Source organism: Bradyrhizobium sp. USDA 4353, from assembly GCF_054063215.1.
The window spans coordinates 3,996,382-4,013,789 of record NZ_JBSSGB010000001.1; the positions used below are offsets into that span (position 1 = coordinate 3,996,382).

General features: G+C 66.0%; 18 protein-coding genes. 11 read left to right on the forward strand and 7 right to left on the reverse strand.

Annotation, left to right across the window (positions count from 1 at the left end):
- Positions 1-332: 332 nt before the first annotated feature.
- From flgH to flgF, 4 genes are read right to left on the reverse strand one after another with little or no spacing between them, the layout of a single operon-like run.
- Entirely contained in the window at positions 333-1,112 is a 780-nt protein-coding gene (gene flgH / locus ACVILH_RS17840; protein ID WP_456714053.1) for a flagellar basal body L-ring protein FlgH, read from the reverse strand.
- Positions 1,113-1,117: 5 nt separating this feature from the next.
- On the reverse strand, positions 1,118-2,185 hold the full coding sequence (flgA, locus tag ACVILH_RS17845; RefSeq protein WP_456714054.1) for a flagellar basal body P-ring formation chaperone FlgA: 1,068 nt from the start codon (positions 2,183-2,185) through the stop codon (positions 1,118-1,120).
- A gap of 19 nt (positions 2,186-2,204) precedes the next feature.
- Complete coding sequence (flgG, locus tag ACVILH_RS17850; protein ID WP_008962507.1) at positions 2,205-2,993, reverse strand: flagellar basal-body rod protein FlgG; 789 nt, start codon at positions 2,991-2,993, stop codon at positions 2,205-2,207.
- A 25-nt stretch (positions 2,994-3,018) separates the two neighbouring features.
- Positions 3,019-3,783, reverse strand: a complete 765-nt coding sequence (gene flgF / locus ACVILH_RS17855; protein WP_456714055.1) for a flagellar basal-body rod protein FlgF — start codon at positions 3,781-3,783, stop codon at positions 3,019-3,021.
- Between the two features lie 377 nt (positions 3,784-4,160).
- On the opposite strand from flgF, the gene fliL reads away from it, so the two are divergent.
- From fliL to ACVILH_RS17880, 5 genes are all read left to right on the forward strand, one after another.
- Positions 4,161-4,655: a flagellar basal body-associated protein FliL gene (gene fliL, locus ACVILH_RS17860; RefSeq protein WP_456714056.1), complete on the forward strand. Its 495-nt coding sequence runs from the start codon at positions 4,161-4,163 to the stop codon at positions 4,653-4,655.
- 19 nt (positions 4,656-4,674) lie between these two features.
- Positions 4,675-5,877 carry a flagellar motor switch protein FliM gene (gene fliM, locus ACVILH_RS17865; RefSeq protein WP_456714057.1) on the forward strand — a complete coding sequence of 401 codons (1,203 nt, stop codon included), beginning with the start codon at positions 4,675-4,677 and terminating at the stop codon, positions 5,875-5,877.
- A complete protein-coding gene (locus ACVILH_RS17870; protein ID WP_456714058.1) occupies positions 5,874-6,365 on the forward strand; it encodes a DUF6468 domain-containing protein in 492 nt (163 codons plus the stop codon). Before fliM ends, ACVILH_RS17870 begins: the two co-directional genes overlap by 4 nt.
- Entirely contained in the window at positions 6,362-7,132 is a 771-nt protein-coding gene (locus tag ACVILH_RS17875; RefSeq protein WP_456714059.1) for a MotE family protein, read from the forward strand. Before ACVILH_RS17870 ends, ACVILH_RS17875 begins: the two co-directional genes overlap by 4 nt.
- A 104-nt stretch (positions 7,133-7,236) precedes the next feature.
- The gene (locus ACVILH_RS17880; RefSeq protein ID WP_456714060.1) at positions 7,237-10,983 is read left to right on the forward strand and encodes a tetratricopeptide repeat protein; all 3,747 of its coding nucleotides are present in this window, start codon (positions 7,237-7,239) and stop codon (positions 10,981-10,983) included.
- An 89-nt stretch (positions 10,984-11,072) separates the two neighbouring features.
- Here the strand turns inward: ACVILH_RS17880 and ACVILH_RS17885 are convergent, their stop codons facing one another.
- From ACVILH_RS17885 to ACVILH_RS17895, 3 genes are all read right to left on the reverse strand, one after another.
- Positions 11,073-11,375, reverse strand: a complete 303-nt coding sequence (locus ACVILH_RS17885; RefSeq protein WP_456714061.1) for a hypothetical protein — start codon at positions 11,373-11,375, stop codon at positions 11,073-11,075.
- A 99-nt stretch (positions 11,376-11,474) separates the two neighbouring features.
- The gene (gene fliP / locus ACVILH_RS17890) at positions 11,475-12,230 is read right to left on the reverse strand and encodes a flagellar type III secretion system pore protein FliP (RefSeq protein WP_006614450.1); all 756 of its coding nucleotides are present in this window, start codon (positions 12,228-12,230) and stop codon (positions 11,475-11,477) included.
- Complete coding sequence (locus ACVILH_RS17895) at positions 12,227-13,264, reverse strand: flagellar biosynthetic protein FliO (protein ID WP_456714062.1); 1,038 nt, start codon at positions 13,262-13,264, stop codon at positions 12,227-12,229. Before ACVILH_RS17895 ends, fliP begins: the two co-directional genes overlap by 4 nt.
- Before the next feature lie 355 nt (positions 13,265-13,619).
- On the opposite strand from ACVILH_RS17895, the gene flgB reads away from it, so the two are divergent.
- The 6 genes from flgB to flhB all read left to right on the forward strand — a co-directional run bounded on the left by flgB (position 13,620) and on the right by flhB (position 17,353).
- Positions 13,620-14,027 carry a flagellar basal body rod protein FlgB gene (gene flgB / locus ACVILH_RS17900; protein ID WP_006614993.1) on the forward strand — a complete coding sequence of 136 codons (408 nt, stop codon included), beginning with the start codon at positions 13,620-13,622 and terminating at the stop codon, positions 14,025-14,027.
- Positions 14,028-14,056: 29 nt separating this feature from the next.
- Positions 14,057-14,482: a flagellar basal body rod protein FlgC gene (gene flgC, locus ACVILH_RS17905; protein ID WP_006614994.1), complete on the forward strand. Its 426-nt coding sequence runs from the start codon at positions 14,057-14,059 to the stop codon at positions 14,480-14,482.
- Between the two features lie 16 nt (positions 14,483-14,498).
- A complete protein-coding gene (gene fliE, locus ACVILH_RS17910) occupies positions 14,499-14,855 on the forward strand; it encodes a flagellar hook-basal body complex protein FliE (protein ID WP_257169031.1) in 357 nt (118 codons plus the stop codon).
- 139 nt (positions 14,856-14,994) lie between these two features.
- Positions 14,995-15,258 carry a flagellar biosynthesis protein FliQ gene (gene fliQ, locus ACVILH_RS17915; RefSeq protein WP_012028663.1) on the forward strand — a complete coding sequence of 88 codons (264 nt, stop codon included), beginning with the start codon at positions 14,995-14,997 and terminating at the stop codon, positions 15,256-15,258.
- Between the two features lie 233 nt (positions 15,259-15,491).
- Positions 15,492-16,259: a flagellar biosynthetic protein FliR gene (fliR, locus tag ACVILH_RS17920; protein ID WP_456714063.1), complete on the forward strand. Its 768-nt coding sequence runs from the start codon at positions 15,492-15,494 to the stop codon at positions 16,257-16,259.
- 14 nt (positions 16,260-16,273) lie between these two features.
- A complete protein-coding gene (gene flhB, locus ACVILH_RS17925; RefSeq protein WP_456714064.1) occupies positions 16,274-17,353 on the forward strand; it encodes a flagellar biosynthesis protein FlhB in 1,080 nt (359 codons plus the stop codon).
- Positions 17,354-17,408 lie beyond the last annotated feature (55 nt).

Consider the following 17,408-nt stretch of genomic DNA (forward strand, 5'->3'; position numbering starts at 1 on the left):
GGTGCTCCCGTCGACCTCACGACAAAACTGTAGACGGCCTCCAAACGAACACGGCCTCCGGCAGGGGAGCTACCGGAGGCCGCGTATACATTGCCCGCCGCGCCTAGGTTCGCATTGGGCAATGTGGGAGCTCGTGTTCAGGAGCAGGGCGGCGGCTGCGAGGTCATTGTCATGACCTGTGTCGCGCTCGGCCAATCCCTTGTCCGACCCTCCTGGAGGGAGGGATTTTCGTCGTGTCTCTTCGTCCTCGTTGCGATGCTCGACGGAGCCGTCGGCGGCTCTCTTGAACGACCGGGCGAGGGGCCGCCCGGTCCGTGACGTGGGAGTTCGCCTCAGAACGGCAGCAGAATGTCCATGACCTGCTGGCCGTAGCGCGGCTGCTGGACGTCGGAGATCTGGCCGCGGCCGCCATAGGAGATACGGGCCTGGGCGATCTTGGTCGAGTCGATCGTGTTGTCGCTCTGGATGTCCTCCGGCCGTACGATGCCGGCGACGATCAGCTCGCGGATCTCGTAGTTGACCCGGATCTCCTGCTTGCCTTCGACGACGAGGTTGCCGTTCGGCAGCACCTGGGTCACCACGGCGGCGACGCTGGTGGTCAAGGATTCCGAGCGCTGGATCGTGCCCTTGCCGTCGGAGGACGAGGTGCCGTCGGCGGTGAGGATGCGGCCCGGCAGGATGTTCTTGCCGGTGGCGCCGAGCGTCTTCGAGCCGACGAAGTCGGTGATGCCCGAATCCTCCTTGTTGGTGCGGCTGCGCTGGGTCTCGTTGGCGAAGTTGGCCTTGTCGGAGATGCTGACCGTGACGGTGAGGAGGTCGCCAACTTGGCGGGCGCGCTGGTCCTTGAAGAAGGAGCGGGAGCCGTTGCGCCACAGCGAGTTCGGCGCGTAGGACACCATCTCGGGCTTGGGCATCGGCATCTGCACCGGCTTGTAGCCCGGCTGCGTGGTCGGATTGTCGATCTCCGTCAGCTTCGGCCGCTCGCCGATCTGGCTGATACGGTCGATCGAGGAGCAACCGCCGGCAACCGACAGCACCGCGAAGGAGACCGAGATCAGCGCGACCCGCCGCAGACCCGAAACGCCCTGACCATCAAACTTGAACTTCGACATGAAACTTACTCGGCTTTCGAGGAGGCGTTGGACGGAAGGCGGCTGGCGACAGAGACGGGAGCTGTGATCTCGGCTTCGGAGGTCTGGGCCGGTTTGGCGACGGCGACCTCGACCGAGACCTGGCCGCGTCCGGTGACACGGCCGGTGATGGTGCGCTTGGACTGCAGGTTGAGCACGTTGACGACGTCGCCCTCGGTGCCCGACTCCAGCGCCTTGCCGCGCGTGGTGAGATAAATGCCCGCGGTCTGGTAGATCAGCGTCACGGCCTGGTCGCGCTGCACGAGGTCAGGCTTGGCGAGGTCGGTCGTCTTCAGCGCCTGGCCGGCGCGGGCCGGACGGCGCATCTGCATGCCCACGGCAAGCTCGCGGGAGGCAGGCTCGGCGCCGCCGAGCTCGACGCGCGGCCGGCGCTCCATCTGCAGGTCGCCGGAGCGGATCACCTCGTTGCGGTCGATGTTGCGCGTCAGCACGGCCGCCTCGACGGTCTCGATCGCGACGCCGCTGTAGCGCAGCTTGATGGGGTTGGCGCCGTTGCCCTGGCCGAGCTCGAAGGTGATGTCGAAGCGGCCGCTGCGCGGGTCGAAGCGGACATTGGTCGGCGCCAGCGCGCCGCTGCTCGCGGCGTCGAACTTCAGGTCCTGCACCGGCTGGTCGAAGCTGATGCTCAGATTCGCCGCATCACCAAGACCGTTGCGGTGATCCAGCGCCTGGGCGACGGCGGTGCTGATCTCCTTGGCATCGACGGCGCGGGCGAGCCGGGTGACCGCGACCTCCTTGATGTCACGGACGTCGACGCCGATCACTTGATGATTGCGCAGCGTCGCGATCACCTGCGCGGCCGGCAGGATGCCGGTCGTGCCGAGATCGGGAGCGCGGTAGACGGCGACGTTCGCCGCGACGCCGGCATTCTCGATCAGGTCGCCGACACGCACGATGTCGCCGGTGACGTTGACGGACGCGCGCAGCACGGGCGCCTTGATCTGGTCGTCGGCCTCGCCGGCGAAGGCCGACATCGCAGTCGAGGCCAGCAGCGCGGCAGCAAGAAGGAAGGGACGGGCGGTGCGGGTCATCATGGTGATCTCCCTTCAGCGCTCAGCGGAACAACGCGGTGGTGGATTGCATCATCTGGTCGGCGGCGGAGATGACCTTGGCGTTCATCTCATAGGCGCGCTGGGCGGCGATCAGCTCGCTCATCTCGCTGACGACGTCGACATTGGCCTGCTCCAGGCTGCCCTGGGTGATGCTGCCGAGGCCATCCTGGTTGGCGACGCCGTCCTGCGGCGCGCCGGAGGAGGGCGTGTCGGTGAACTGGTTGTTGCCGACCGGCTGCAGGCCCGCCTTGTTGATGAAGCGGGTGACCTGGAGCTGGCCGATGATGTTCGAGGTGGTCGAGCCCGGCAGCGTGACCGAGACCTGGCCCTGCGAGTTGACCGTGATGCCCGAGGCGTTCTGCGGGATCGTGATGGTCGGCTGCACCGGGTTGCCCTGCGCGGTGACGATGCGGCCCTGATTGTCCATCTGGAAGGTGCCGTCGCGGGTGTACTGGAAGGTGCCGTCCGGCATCAGGATCTTGAAGAAGCCTTCGCCGGAGATGGCGAGGTCGAGATCGTTGCCGGTCTGCGACAGCGTGCCTTGCGTCATCGAGCGCGGCGTGCCGACGGTCTTGACGCCGCCGCCGATGTCGATGCCCACGGGCAGGATCGTACCCTGGTCCGAGGACTGCGCGCCGACGCGGCGCATGTGCTCGTAGATCAGGTCCTGGAACGCCGCCGTCTGCTTCTTGAAGCCGGTCGTGCGCAGGTTGGCGATGTTGTTGGAGATCACCTGGACGTTGAGTTCCTGGGCCGCCATTCCGGTCGCAGCGGTGTGAAGCGCCTGCATCTTATGTCTCCTTCAATCTCTGCGGTCAGGCCGGAACGTCGGCGAGTTTCTCGATCGCGCTCTTGCGCATGTCGCTCTGGACCTGCAGCATGTTGGCGACCTGGGTGTAGGCACGCATCACTTCGACCATCTTGCTCATCTCGCCGACCGCACTCACGTTCGACTTCTCGATGTAGCCCTGCTGGACGGTCGACTTGGTGTCCTGTTGCGGCGTCACGCCGCCGGCAGCGGAGTAGAGGTTGTTGCCCTGCTTCTGCGCCTGTTGCGGGTCGGCGAAATTGACGATGCGCAGCTTGCCGCGGATCGAGTCGGTGCGGTTGACGCCTTCGACGACGGTCACGGTGCCGTCCGGCGAGATGTTGATGTCGTGATCGGTCGGCTGGAACACGATTGGGCCGCCGGTGCCGAGCACGGGGTCGCCGGCCGCGGTGACGAGCTGACCGATATTGTTCATGTGCAGATTGCCGTCGCGGGTGTAGCGCTCGCCGGCCGCGGTCTGCACCGTCAGGAAGCCGTCTCCCGTGATGGCGACGTCGAGCGCGTTGCCGGTGCGCTCCATCGAGCCCTGCGTGAAGTCGCGATAGGTGCCGCGGTCCTGGACGTAGGACACCTTGCGGGCGGCACCCGGAAAATTGTCTTCATGCGCGCCAGAGGAGAGATACTCCTCGAACAGCTGCTGATCGGCCTTGAAGCCGTTGGTGTTGACGTTGGCGACGTTGTTGGCAACGACGTCGAGTTGTCGCTCCAGCACCATCTGCCGCGACAATCCGATGAGAAGCGCATTCTCCACCGGTCGATCTCCCCTTTTAACGAATCCCGGTCGCGGCACCTCTCCCAAGGCGGTCTCGATCGGGTCTTCTGTGAACCGTTTGGCTCTCCCAAGCCGGCGGGTTCGCAAGGGGTACAGCGAAAGCCGTGCCAACTCTGAAATGTATTTGAATTCAGGGGGTTGTGTTTTCGGCCGCGGTCGAAACGCCCGGCAATAACGTCTCGCTAACCATAATTGCCCGGCAAGATTTTCCCACTCCGTTAATAAAAGAAAGCTTCCGTTAACCATTGTTACCGTAGCGTTCCCTCAACAAAGCGCAGATGCGCTGGGAGCGTTTGTTTCGCGTCATCAAGCTTTCTGGCGGCATCGGCTCGAATTTCCGGAAGGATCCGAAAGCTATGGCCGAGAACGAAGCCGGAGCAGCCGAAGGCGAGGAGCAAGTCGGCTCGCCCAAGAGCAAGCTCAAGCTGATCATCATGATCGTCGGTGCGCTGGCATTGCTCGGCGTCGGCGGCGCGGCCTATTTCTTTTTCTTCAGCCACAAGAACGACGAGCATCATGCCGAGGCGGCGCCCGCGCCGAAGCCGCCGGCCTTCGTCGAGGTGCCGGACCTGCTGGTCAACCTGGTCGGCAATCCCGGCGACCGCGTCCAGTATCTCAAGGTGAAGATCGTGCTGGAGGTGAAGGAGGAGAAGCAGGTCGAGACGATCAAGCCGACCTTGCCGCGCGTCACCGACATCTTCCAGACCTACCTGCGCGAGCTCCGGCCGAGCGACCTCAACGGCTCGGCGGGCCTGTTCAGGCTGAAGGAGGAGCTGACGAAGCGGGTCAACGTCGCGCTGGCGCCCAACCAGGTCAACGCGGTGTTGTTCAAGGAAATCGTGATTCAGTAAGGCACGGACGCGCAAGATCATGGCAGGCAACGATCCAGTCGACCAAGATGCGATAGCCGCGCAATGGGAGGCCTCGCTCGATTCGGAGGATCCCACAGAGGCCGCGGAAGCCGCAGCAGCTAACGAACTCACGGAATCGATGGCCCTGCAATGGGCCGCGATGGTCGAGGACGGCAGCCGCGACTTCGGCGCGACCAAGAACGGCGGCGAGCGCGTGCTGTCGCAGGAGGAGATCGACAATCTCCTTGGCTTCACCGCGGGCGAGGTCAGCCTCGACGACCATTCCGGCATTCGCGCCATCATCGATTCGGCGATGGTGTCCTACGAGCGTCTGCCGATGCTCGAAATCGTCTTCGACCGCCTGGTGCGGCTGATGACGACCAGCTTGCGCAACTTCACCTCCGACAACGTCGAAGTCTCGCTCGACCGCATCACCTCGGTGCGGTTCGGCGACTACATGAATTCGATCCCGCTGCCGGCCGTGCTCTCCGTGTTCAAGGCGGAGGAGTGGGAGAATTTCGGCCTCGCCACGGTCGACTCCACGCTGATCTATTCGATCATCGACGTGTTGTTGGGCGGCCGCCGCGGCAACACCCAGCTGCGCGTCGAGGGCCGGCCCTACACGACGATCGAGACCAATCTCGTCAAGCGCCTGATCGAGCTGGTGCTGAGCGACGCCGAGCAGGCCTTCCGGCCGCTGTCGCCGGTGCGCTTCACCATCGACCGGCTCGAGACCAATCCGCGTTTCGCCGCGATCAGCCGCCCCGCCAATGCCGCGATCCTGGTGCGCCTGCGCATCGACATGGAAGAACGTGGCGGCAACATCGAGCTGCTGCTGCCCTATGCGACCATCGAGCCGATCCGGCCGGTGCTGTTGCAGATGTTCATGGGCGAGAAGTTCGGCCGCGATCCCGTCTGGGAAGGCCACTTCGCCACCGAGATCGCGCAGGCCGAGATCGCCGTCGATGCCGTGCTCTATGAGGCTGACGTGCCGCTGAAGCAGCTGATGCGGCTGAAGGTCGGCGACACCCTGCCGCTCGACATCCGTCCCGACGCGCTGGTCGCGGTCCGCTGCGGCAGCACGATGCTGACGGAAGGACGGATGGGCCGGGTCGGCGACCGCGTCGCGATCCGTGTCACCAAGAATTTGCGCAAGCCGAATACGACGCTTGCGATGTTTGAAGGCGCCGAAGGCCAGAACAAGTTGATGGAGGCCCAATGAACCACTCCCTCGGATTGATCATCGAAAGCCTGGTGGCGGTCCTTCTGGTGCTGACCATCGGCTATTGCATGCTCTTGAACTCCAGGCTGAAGCGGCTGAAGGCCGACGAGCATTCGCTGAAGGCTGTCATCGCCGAGCTGATCACCGCGACCGAGATCGCCGAGCGCGCGATCGGCGGGCTGAAGCTCGCGGTGCGCGACGTCAACGACAATCTCGGCAATCAGCTCGCCGCCGCGACGCAGATGTCCGACCAGCTGCGCAAGCAGCTTGCCGAGAGCGACGGCGTGGTGCGCCGTCTGTCGCGCATCGCCAGCGCCGCGCGCCCGATCACCGCGCCTGAAGCGGCCCCTGAGCCGGTCGCAGCGCCTGTGCCTGCTCCGGTGCCGGCGATCACGACCGAGCCGGTGCGCGTCTCCGGCGCCAAGGCGGTTGCCGCGGCCGCCCAGGCATTCTCTGAACGTCGAAGGACTGGTGGCCTTGCCGCATGAATGCGTTCCGTAACATCCGCGTCATTCCCGTCGTCCTGATCGCGGTGGCCTGCCTCGCGGTGCTGAAGGTGGCCGGCCTCGTGATCGATGGCGGCTATGTGTTCGACTATGACCCGCAATCCTCGAAGCGGTCCTGGGCCCAGGAGAACCTGGGTTACCCGGGCCGCGAGGACAATGACATCATCACCGGCTCGACCCACGGCGCTCCGAAGGAGAAGAAGGAGGAGGCGCCGAAGCCTGCCGCTCCCGACACCAAGCCCGACGGCATCGTGATCAAGCCCGAGGAGAACCAGCAGCAGGTCTCGCCGGCGGAGAAGGCGATCCTGGAGCGGCTGCAGTCGCGGCGCCAGGAGCTCGAGGCGCGCCAGCGCGAGATCGACATCCGCGAGAGCCTGTTGCGCGCCGCCGAGCAGCGCATCCAGTCCAAGACCGATGAGATGAAGGCGATCGAAAGCCGCATCTCCGGCGCGCAGGCTGCGAAGGCCGAGGCCGACAATGCCCGCTTCAAGAGCATCGTCACGATGTATGAGGGCATGAAGCCGAAGGACGCCGCCAAGGTGTTCGACCGGCTCGAAATGTCCGTGCTGATCGAGATCGCCTCGCAGATCGCGCCGCGCAAGATGTCGGACATTCTCGGCCTGATGACGCCGGAGGCGGCCGAGCGGCTTACCGTCGAGCTCGCCCGCCGGGCCGGCGCCGACAAGCCGGAGGCGAGCGCCGAGCTGCCGAAGATCGAAGGCAAGATCGTGCCTGTGAGAAGCAATTGAGCCGCATGTTTAATGCGCCCTTAAACGCCGAATCCTAGACTTCCGGCGTGACGGGGCAGGCGTATCCGTCAGTCCTGCGGATGTCGAACTGGAAGCTTGTGACCATGGCGCGCACGTCTCCCCTCGGATTGCGGTCGAAGGCCCGTGCGCGCGTGCGCGCCGGTCTCGCGCTGCTGTCGGCGATCGTCATCGGTCTCGTGCTGTCGACCGTTGCGGCCGGCGCGGCGCCGGTTCCCGGCGAGGCCAGCCTGTCGGCCCAGAACGGCTATGCGCGCTTGGTGCTGAAGTTCAGCGAGGACGTCGGCGCCGACGTCACCACTGCGGGCTCCATCCTGCTGATCAGGTTCGACCGTGCCGCCAATGTGCCGATCGACCGCTGGGTCGACGCGGCCCCGGATTACATCTCCTCGGCGCGCGGCGATCCCGACGGCTCGGCGCTGCGGCTGTCGCTGTCGCGGAAGGTGCGCGTCAACACCATGACCGCGGGCGAGCGCGTCTTCATCGATCTGCTGCCGGACAGCTGGACCGGCCCGCCGCCGCCGCTGCCGGCCGAGGTCGTGCGCGAGCTTGCCGAGCGCGCCCGCGCCGCCGAGAAGGCGCTGCGCCTGCAGCGCGCCGAGGCCGAATCGAAGCGCCGGCCGCCGATCCGCGTCCGCGCGCTGGTGCAGCCGACCTTCGTGCGCTTCGTGTTCGAGATCCCCGATGGCGTCGGCATCTCCTCGGTCATGAACGACCAGAAGATGTCGCTGTTCTTCAACGCGCCGCTCAATTTCGATCTCGCCGACGCCAAGATCGTCTCGCCGCCCAACGTCGCCGCGATCAACCAGCGCATCGACGGCAGCAAGACATTGGTCGAGATCGGCCTGATCGGCGAGGTCGACGTCCACGCCTTCCGCGAGGAGAAGAACTACAACATCGACATCGCCTATCAGCAGCCGGACAAGAAGGTCGCCGCGGTCTCCTCCGATACGCTGCCCGGAGCCAAGGCGGCTGAAAAGCCTGCCGCTGAAAAGTCTGCCGCCGAGAAGGCCAATGGTGACAAGGCCAATGGCGAAAAACCAAATGGCGAAAAGCCCAGGGCTGCCGCACAGCCCGAGATCGTGCCGCCGACCTCCGAGACCATCGCCAAGGAGATGAAGGCCGAGGCCAAGCCAGCGATCGCCGCGCCGGCGACCGAGCCTGCACAAGTCGTGGCTCCCGCGGCTGCGCCGAAAGCGGACGCCGCGCCCGAGGCCGTCAAGCCAGAGGCCGCCAAGGTGGAGGCTCCGAAGACCGAGATGGCCAAGGCGGAGACGGCCATGCAGCCGGAGCCGGCCAAGCCTGAAGCAGCCAAGCCTGAAGCAGCCAAGCCTGAAGCAGCCAAGCCGACGGAGAAGCCCGCCGAGAAGCCCGCCAACGGCGCCGCCACGCTGGAGGCCCTGCGCGACAGCGAGGGCCTGCGGCTCACCTTCGGCTTCGGCCAGGTCACGCCCGCGGCGCTGTTCCGCCGCGGCGACACGGTGTGGATGGTGGTCGATTCCACCAAGCCGGTCGACGTCGAGCCGATCAAGGCCAAGGGCGGCGCCATCATCGGCGAGGTCAACCGGATGCCGCTCGACAAGGGGCAGGCGATTCGCATCCGCCTCAACCGGCCGCAGATGCATTCGCTCGGCAGCGACGACGGCGGCCGCAGCTGGACGTTGTCGTTCGCCGACAAGGGACTGACCAATCAGCAGCCGCTGATGGTGATGCGCAACGTCACCGATCCCGCGCTCGCCAATGTGATGATCCCGCTCGCCAACCCTGGCGCTGGGATGCTGCACCGGCTGACCGATCCGGACGCCGGCGACACGCTGCTGGTGGTGACGGCGCCGCCGCCGATCCGCGGCTTCATCAAGCGCCAGGACTTCGTCGATCTGTCGCTGCTCGATTCCATTCACGGCATCGCGGTGCGTCCGAACTCGGATGACGTGGCCGTCGAGATCGCCCCCGACAAGGTGATCCTGGGGCGACCGGGCGGCCTCACGCTGTCCTCGATCGGCTTCTCGCCGGAGCGGGCGCCGACCGCCGTCAGGCCGATGTTCGACATCGACGAGTGGCAGCAGAACCAGACCCAGCCCTTCGTGCCGCGCCAGGATTTGCTGATCAAGGCGGCGGCGAGCGCCGAGCCAGAGCGGCGCGCCCAGGCGCGGCTTGCGCTGGCGCGCTTCTACATGGCGCGCGGGATGTATCCGGAGGCGCGCGGCATCACCAATCTGATGATCTCGGACGACGATCCGCGCACCGACGAGACCGCGATGCTGATGATCCATGCGGTCTCCAGCATCCTGATGGGACGTCCGGATCAGGGCCTCAAGGATCTCGCCACCTCCTCGATCGGCAACAATTTCGATTCGCAGATGTGGAAGGGCCTCGCCTTTGCGCGGCAGGGCAAGTTCGCCGATGCGCGCGAGAAGCTGAAGAATGTTGAGTTCGCCATCGCCTCGCTGCCCCTCGACCTGCAGCGGGTGGTGATCGCGGATGCGATGAAGTCGGCGCTCGAGATCAAGGATTTTGCCGGCGCCGCCAAGCGCCGCGCCGAGCTTGACGTGATCGGCGTGCCCGCGGACATGAAGCCCGACGTCGCCGTGCTGCGCGGCCGTCTCGCCGAGGCGATGGCGCAGGAGAAGGATGCGCTCGATGAGTATCGTGTCGCCATCAACTCCAACGACCGCATGGCCGCGGCCGAGGCCAAGCTGTTCGAGATCAAGCTTCTGCAGAAGCGCGGCGAGATCAAGCCGGCCGATGCGCTGAAGGAGCTCGAGACCCTGCAGGCGACCTGGCGCGGCGACGCCATCGAGGTCCAGACCCTGCAGATGATGGCGCAGCTCTACGAGGAAGCCGGGCGCTATGCGGATTCGCTCGAAGCGGCGCGCCAGGCCACCCGGCTGATGCCGAACTCCGACATGGCGCGTCAGGCCCAGGACGCGGCGCAGCGGCTGTTCTCGCAGCTGTTCCTCAGCGGCAAGGCCGACGAGCTGCCGCCGGTCGACGCGCTCAGCATCTTCTACGGCTTTCGCGAGCTGACCCCGATCGGCCGGCGCGGCGACGAGATGATCCGCAAGCTCGCCGATCGTCTGGTCGGCATCGACCTGCTCGACCAGGCCGCCGAGCTCTTGCAATATCAGGTCGACCACCGCCTGGAAGGCGCCGCGCGCGCCCAGGTCGCGGCGCGCCTCGCGATGGTCTACCTCACCAACCGCAAGCCCGACCGCGCGCTGGAAGCGCTGCGCACCACCCGCATCGCCGATCTCTCTGGCGAGCTGCGCCAGCAGCGCCTGCTGCTCGAGGCCCGCGCCAACAGCGACATCGGCCGCCACGATCTTGGGCTCGACATCATCACCAATGTCGCCGGCCGCGAGGCGATCCGGCTGCGCTCGGATATCTACTGGGCGTCGCGGCGCTGGCGCGAGGCGTCCGAGCAGATCGAGCTGTATTACGGCGACCGCTGGCGCGATTTCCGCCCGCTGAATCCCGCGGAGCGCGGTGACATCCTGCGCGCCGTCGTCGGCTACGCGCTGGCGGACGATGCCATCGGCCTGGCGCGCTTCCGCGAGAAATATGCGCCGCTGATGACCGGCGAGGCCGACAAGCTCGCCTTCGACGTCGCCAGCAAGCCGGCCAGCGGCTCCAGCGCCGAGTTCGCCCAGATCGCCAAGATGGCGGCGGGCGTCGACACGCTCGACGGCTTCCTGCGCGACATGCGCGCGCGCTTCCCCGACGCCACCGGCAAGGGCCCGGACGCCGGCAAGGACGCCGCGAAGGCTCCGACGGAGGCGACCGGCGCCCTGCCACGCATCCAGGGCGTCAAGCAGGCGATCGCGGGCCGTTGATCTCGCGTCCGAGCCGGAGACTATTCAGGGGGCGATCTCGCCGAAGAAGCGCCCGCTGACACTCATCTTGGCTACGAGGTGCTGGCGCATCAACGCGTGCTGGCGGTCGGCGTCGGCCAAACTCGATTGTCCGACATGCGAAGCGTCCCCGAAAAGACCAGAACGTTGACGAGGAGCACGACGCCGCACAAGATCGCGCCGCAGCTCGCGAAGATGCGAAAGTATTTCCGGTTGTACGGTTCTAGAACGAAGGCCCCGGTGAACAAGCGGAAGAACGTGAAACGTTCATCCCTCAACCCGCCGAGTAAGCTCATCAGCAGCGCCCACATCGCGACCAGCCAAACGGGGGCCATGAACAGCAAGACAATCAGCGTCCATGTACGTTCTTCCATGACGAGGCTCCAGAGGACGCGTGCTCCGCTTTCGAGACTAGCACGGCTCGGAAGCGTGGTGCATGCGGCGCTGCCCGCCTCGACGGTCCCGAGCCGCCGCTACCCCCCGTAGCTCTGCACCAGGCTTCCCGCCACCAGCGACCAGCCGTCGACCAGCACAAAGAAGATCAGCTTGAACGGCAGCGAGACCACGACCGGCGGCAGCATCATCATGCCCATCGACATCAGCACCGAGGCGACGACGAGGTCGATGATCAGGAACGGCAGGAACAAGAGGAAGCCGATCTCGAAGGCGCGCTTGAGCTCGGAGATCATGAAGGCCGGCACCAGGATGCGCAGCGACAGGTCGTCGGGCGTTGCCGGCGGGGCCTCGCCGGAGAGGTCCACGAACAGCTTCAGGTCCTTCTCGCGCACGTTCTTCTGCATGAAGCCGCGCAGCGGCACCGAGGCCCGCTGGAGCGCATCCTCGACGGTGATCTGGTTTTCGATCAGCGGCCGGATGCCGTCGTCATAGGACTTCTGCAGCACCGGCCCCATCACGAAGGCGGTCAGGAACATCGCCAGCGCGATTATGACCGTGTTGGGCGGCGCGGTCGCTGTGCCCATGGCGGTGCGCAGCAGCGACAGCACCACCACGATGCGCGTGAACGACGTCATCATGATCAAGATCGACGGCGCGATCGACAGCACCGTCAACAGCGCGATCAGCTGGATTGCCCGCTCGGTGACGCCGCCGCCGCCGGCGCCGCCGAGATTGATGCTGATGTCCTGCGCAGCCGCGCTCCCCGCGAACGCGCCGGCGGCAATCAGGACAGCGATGAAGACAACTCTACGCGGGAGGCTGCGCGATCTCACTGAGAGGACTTCGGACGTCCGAGCAGCGAGGCCATCTCGTCCTCCAGGTTCTCGAAGCTCGTCTTGGCCGGTGCGGCTGCGGCGGGCATTGGCTCGCTGCGGGCGGGACGCAGCGGCGCGGCGGCAGCAGGCGCCTCGGCCGTCGGGCGCCGCAACGCCGCCTCAAGGCGCTGTGCCATCTCCGCGAGATTGGCTTCGGCGCTCTGATCCACGGGCGCGGGGGCCGGCGGAGCCGGAGGCGGCGGCGGGGCCGGTGGCACCGGAGCGGCCACGCGCTCGGGCCGCTCGATCCGCTCCGCCCGCTCGGCAGCGCGGACCGGCGGCAGCCGGGGACCTTCCGGCGGGCGCGGCGCTTCGGCCTGGCGCTGCGGCTCTGCGGGCCGCAGCGGGCGCGGCATCATCGGCTCGCCACGCGGCGCTCCGCGCTCGGGGCGCGGCTCCACCATGCGGGGCTCATCACCACCGCGCGGCTCGGCGCGGACCTCAGGTCGCGGCGCGGGGCGACGCGGCGGGATCGGCGGCTCGGGCGGGAAGGCCGGCGGCGGCTCGCGCCGCTCGGCAGCGGCCGGCGCGGTCCTGCGGACCTCGTCGATGAAGGAGGGACGCTGCGGCCGAGGCGGCAGCTCCGGAACCGCAGGCTCGGACAGCTCGACAGGCTCGGGCTTCGGCTCGTTGTCGCTCCAGGCCGGCACCTCCGGCGCGGGCGCGATGCGCGCGGCCGGCGGCTCGGCATTGATGCCGGGACGCTGCGGCAACTGCTCGCGCGCGGGCATGGCGCGCACGATGTTCGATTCGACGACGATGTCGCTCGGGCCGCCGATCATCAGGAGATGCTCTATGTTATCCCGGCGCACCAGCACCAGACGGCGGCGGCCGTCGACGGCGGCAGCATCGATCACGGCGAGCCGGGGCATGCGGCCGCGATTCGGGTTCGTGCCGAGGCGATTGCCCGCGAATCGACGAACCAGCCATGCGGCTAGGCCAATCAGTGCCAGCACGGCCACGAATGCAAAAAAGAACGTCAGCGCCTGCATCTCTGTCCCCGGCAAATACCGCGTCCTTTCGAAGTCTCCTGTGTCCAACGCGACAGCGTCAGTGAACGAGGCCTTCAGAACCGGAACCAACCCGTTAACGCAAAACGGCAGGATCTGCCGCTTGGTATCTTAATAACCCATGAATCGGCCGGGCCAAAACGACTTCTTGGCCGCGTCCTCCGTCCCGAATTGATGCATGGCTGCACGCCGGGGGCGCCACTTTCCTAAGAAATCGTCAAAACTCCGGGATCATCCCGGGGTGCAGCGCATCGTTTCTTAACTGTTCATTAACCATACGCACGGCAATTTCTACCTACCGAAAACGTCCGGTAGTCGGACACAACCGAGCGACGCCATGTCCATCAACGATCTTCCCGTGCTGTCGGCGTTGCGCACCAAGATGCAATGGCACCAGGAGCGCCAGCGTGTCCTGTCGGAGAACGTCTCCAATTCGGATACGCCCAACTTCAAGCCGAAGGACCTGGTTGAGCCGAAGTTCACTGCAACCGGCCAGGCGGTGGGCGGCTTCGCCGCGCTCCCGCTGACGCGCACCAGCACGGCGCATATCGCGCCGGGGTCGGGCGACAGTGCAAGCTTCGACCAGAATCGCAAGGTGGGATTTCAGACGAGGCCGGCCGGCAACGCCGTCAGCCTCGAGGAGGAGATGCTCAAGGTCTCCGCCAACCAGATGGACTATGCGGCCGCGACCTCGCTCTACGGCAAGAGCCTGCATCTGTTGAAGACGGCGATCGGCAAGGGCTGAGCCGGAACTAAGGACGGAGACCGACAAGCATGGCAAACGACTCCAGCGATTTCCTGCGCTCGATGAGCATCGCGACGTCAGGCCTGCGTGCGCAGGCCGGGCGGATGCGCGTCATTTCCGAAAACATCGCCAATGCCGATTCGACCGCCGCCAAGGCCGGCGGCGATCCGTATCGCCGCAAGGTCCCGACCTTCACCACGGCGCTCGACCGTGCGCTCGACGCCAAGGTCGTCGCGCTCGGCAAGGTGGTGCCCGATCAATCTTCGTTCCGCGTCAAATACGACCCCAGTAACCCGGCCGCGGACGCGTCCGGCAATGTCAAGTACCCCAACGTCAATCCGCTCATCGAGATGACCGACATGCGTGATGCTCAGCGGTCCTACGAGGCGAATTTGAACATCATAGGCGCCACGCGCCGCATGATCCAACGCACACTCGACATTCTGAAGACCTAGGACAGGAACGAAAGTCATGGCCTCCCCAATTTCCGCAGCGAATGCCTATGCGAATTCCGCCCGCGTGCTCGACACCAGCGGTTCGGGCAATGCCTTCGGCGGGCTTGCGCGCGTGCGCGATGTTCTCGGCAACGGCGCCGGGGCCGACAAGGGTGGTCCGTCGTTCAGCTCGGTGCTGAAGGATGCGATCGGCAGCGTCGTGGAGAGCGGACGCAAGTCCGACAGCCAGGCGGTCGCGATGGCCTCGGGCAAGGCCAACGTGATGGATGTCGTCACTGCGGTCGCCGAGACCGACGTGGCGGTGTCGACCCTGGTCTCAGTGCGCGATCGCGTGATCCAGGCCTATGAAGACGTGATGAAGATGACGATCTGAGCTCGCTTCCGAGCGGATCGGACGTGACGCGAGAGGGCACGCGTCACGTCACGCGAGGTGCGGCGCCGGCTGATGCCGGAGCCGCGTGCAAAGCAAGGGCGCCTGATCAGGTGCCGACGACCATGAGGGACGACAGGACATGACCGGAGCTGAAACGCTCGACGTCGCGCGCGACGCGATCTGGACGATCGTGATCGTCTCCTCGCCCTTGATGGTGGTCGGGCTGGTGGTCGGCGTGGTGGTGTCGCTGTTCCAGGCGCTGACGCAGATCCAGGAGCAGACGCTGGTATTCGTGCCGAAGATCATCGCGATCTTCGTCACGCTGCTGCTGGGGCTGCCGTTCATGGCCGACGCGCTGCATCAGCACATGATGCGGATCTCGTCGCGAATCATCGGCGGATGAGGCAATGTCCGGCGCGGCAGAGCCGTCCTTTGCAAGGGCGCTGCGACCGGTCGTGAGGGGCGGCGCGGGGGGGCGCTGCTGCTTTCGACCGGGCGTGAGCGGCCTTTGCGCTCGGCTCTTCTCTGATCGCCGCTCTCTGGTCACCACCTCTTTGGTCACCAGCGGGGAGGCGATCGATTCGCAGGCCGGCCTGCCGCTTTCGTCTGCGGCCGTCCGGACCGGGACCGCCGACGATGCGCATCGACATCTCGTTTCTTCCGACGCTGGCGGCCGCGTTCATGCTGGCCTTCGCGCGCATCGGCGCGATGGTGATGCTGATGCCCGGGTTCGGCGAGGTCAACATTCCCGTCCGCATCAAGCTCGCCGTCGCGCTGCTGCTGACGATGGTCGTGCTGCCGCTGCATCGTCAGGCTTATCAGATCGATCTGCAGGCGATCTCGCCGCTCGTGGTCATGATGGTGCACGAGATCCTGATCGGGATCGTGCTCGGTGCGACCGCGCGGGTCACGCTGTCGGCGCTGCAGGTCGCAGGCTCGGTGATCGCCCAGCAGATGGGGCTCGGCTTCGTCACCGCGGTCGATCCGACGCAAGGCCAGCAGGGGGTGCTGATCGGCAACTTCCTCACCATGCTCGGCGTGACCTTGCTGTTCTCGACCGACAGCCACCATCTAGTGATCGCGGCGCTGAGCGACAGCTACAAGATCTTCGCGCCCGGCGAGTTGATTCCGAGCGGCGACGTCGCCTCGCTGGCGACCAAGGCGTTTGCCGGCGCCTTCAAGATCGGGCTGCAATTGTCGGCGCCGTTCCTGGTGTTCGGCCTCGTCTTCAACATCGGCCTTGGCGTGCTGGCGCGGCTGATGCCGCAGATGCAGGTCTATTTCGTCGGCGCGCCGCTCTCGATCCTGATCGGCTTTCTCATCTTCGCGGCCGTGCTGACTGCGATGATGGGCTCGTTTCTCGGCTATTTCGAAGGCGTCATTCACGAAATGATGCCGCGGTGAGGGGAGCCTGACCGATGGCCGACGAGGGTGATTCCGAGGACAAAACAGAAGACCCGACGCAAAAACGCCTCGACCAGGCGCTCGAGCGCGGCGACGTCGTCAAGAGCCAGGAGCTCAACACCTGGTTCGTGATCGCGGCCGCGACCTTGGTGATGTCGACCTTCTCGGGCTCGATCGGCGCCGCCGTGCTGGTGCCGATGCGCAATCTGATCGCCAATTCCTGGATGATCCATACCGACGGCGCCGGCCTGCTCGCGCTGGCGCGCAGCCTGTCCTTCACCGTGATCGCCGCGATCGGCGTGCCGATCCTGATGGTGATGCTGGCCGCAATTGCCGGCAACATGATGCAGCACCGGCTGGTGTGGTCAGGCGAGCCGCTGAAGCCGACCTTCAGCAAGATCTCGCCGCTCTCCGGCGCCAAGCGGCTGTTCGGCAAGCAGGCGGCGGCGAATTTCGCCAAGGGCGTCTTCAAGCTGGTGCTGCTCGGCACGGTCATGGTGATGATCCTCTGGCCGGAGCGGCTGCGTCTGGAATCGCTGCTGCATCTCGACATCAGCGAGCTGCTCGGCGTCACCATCTCGCTGACCAAGCACCTGATGGGCTCGGTGGTCGCGCTGCTCGCGCTGGTCGCGATCGGCGACTACCTGTTCCAGTACCGGCAATGGTACGAGCGCCAGAAGATGTCGCTGCAGGAGATGAAGGAGGAGTTCAAGCAGTCCGAAGGCGATCCGCACGTCAAGGGCCGCATCCGCCAGATCCGCCAGCAGCGCATGAAGAAGCGCATGATGGCCGCGGTTCCCAAGGCCTCCGTGATCATCACGAACCCGACCCACTACTCGGTGGCGCTGTCCTATGAGCGCGGCATGTCGGCGCCGGTCTGCGTCGCCAAGGGCGTCGACAACATCGCCTTCAAGATCCGCGAGATCGCCAAGGCGCACGACATCCCGATCGTCGAGAACGTGCCGCTGGCGCGCGCGCTGTATGCCACCGTCGAGATCGACGAGGAGATCCCGGTGGAACATTATCACGCGGTGGCGGAGATCATCGGCTACGTGATGGGGCTGCGGCGCAACCTCTCGGGGCGCCCGCGATGACAACCGAGCAGGTCCCGGAACGGGCCGCAAAATACGGATAAACCATGGAATATCG

Bases quoted from the DNA above. Each gene is read 5' to 3' on its own strand.
- flgH (WP_456714053.1), bottom strand. From the start codon at position 1,112: ATGTCGAAGTTCAAGTTTGATGGTCAGGGCGTTTCGGGTCTGCGGCGG.
- flgA (WP_456714054.1), bottom strand. From the start codon at position 2,185: ATGATGACCCGCACCGCCCGTCCCTTCCTTCTTGCTGCCGCGCTGCTG.
- flgG (WP_008962507.1), bottom strand. From the start codon at position 2,993: ATGCAGGCGCTTCACACCGCTGCGACCGGAATGGCGGCCCAGGAACTC.
- fliL (WP_456714056.1), top strand. From the start codon at position 4,161: ATGGCCGAGAACGAAGCCGGAGCAGCCGAAGGCGAGGAGCAAGTCGGC.
- fliM (WP_456714057.1), top strand. From the start codon at position 4,675: ATGGCAGGCAACGATCCAGTCGACCAAGATGCGATAGCCGCGCAATGG.
- ACVILH_RS17870 (WP_456714058.1), top strand. From the start codon at position 5,874: ATGAACCACTCCCTCGGATTGATCATCGAAAGCCTGGTGGCGGTCCTT.
- ACVILH_RS17875 (WP_456714059.1), top strand. From the start codon at position 6,362: ATGAATGCGTTCCGTAACATCCGCGTCATTCCCGTCGTCCTGATCGCG.
- ACVILH_RS17880 (WP_456714060.1), top strand. From the start codon at position 7,237: ATGGCGCGCACGTCTCCCCTCGGATTGCGGTCGAAGGCCCGTGCGCGC.
- ACVILH_RS17885 (WP_456714061.1), bottom strand. From the start codon at position 11,375: ATGGAAGAACGTACATGGACGCTGATTGTCTTGCTGTTCATGGCCCCC.
- ACVILH_RS17895 (WP_456714062.1), bottom strand. From the start codon at position 13,264: ATGCAGGCGCTGACGTTCTTTTTTGCATTCGTGGCCGTGCTGGCACTG.
- flgB (WP_006614993.1), top strand. From the start codon at position 13,620: ATGTCCATCAACGATCTTCCCGTGCTGTCGGCGTTGCGCACCAAGATG.
- flgC (WP_006614994.1), top strand. From the start codon at position 14,057: ATGGCAAACGACTCCAGCGATTTCCTGCGCTCGATGAGCATCGCGACG.
- fliE (WP_257169031.1), top strand. From the start codon at position 14,499: ATGGCCTCCCCAATTTCCGCAGCGAATGCCTATGCGAATTCCGCCCGC.
- fliQ (WP_012028663.1), top strand. From the start codon at position 14,995: ATGACCGGAGCTGAAACGCTCGACGTCGCGCGCGACGCGATCTGGACG.
- fliR (WP_456714063.1), top strand. From the start codon at position 15,492: ATGCGCATCGACATCTCGTTTCTTCCGACGCTGGCGGCCGCGTTCATG.
- flhB (WP_456714064.1), top strand. From the start codon at position 16,274: ATGGCCGACGAGGGTGATTCCGAGGACAAAACAGAAGACCCGACGCAA.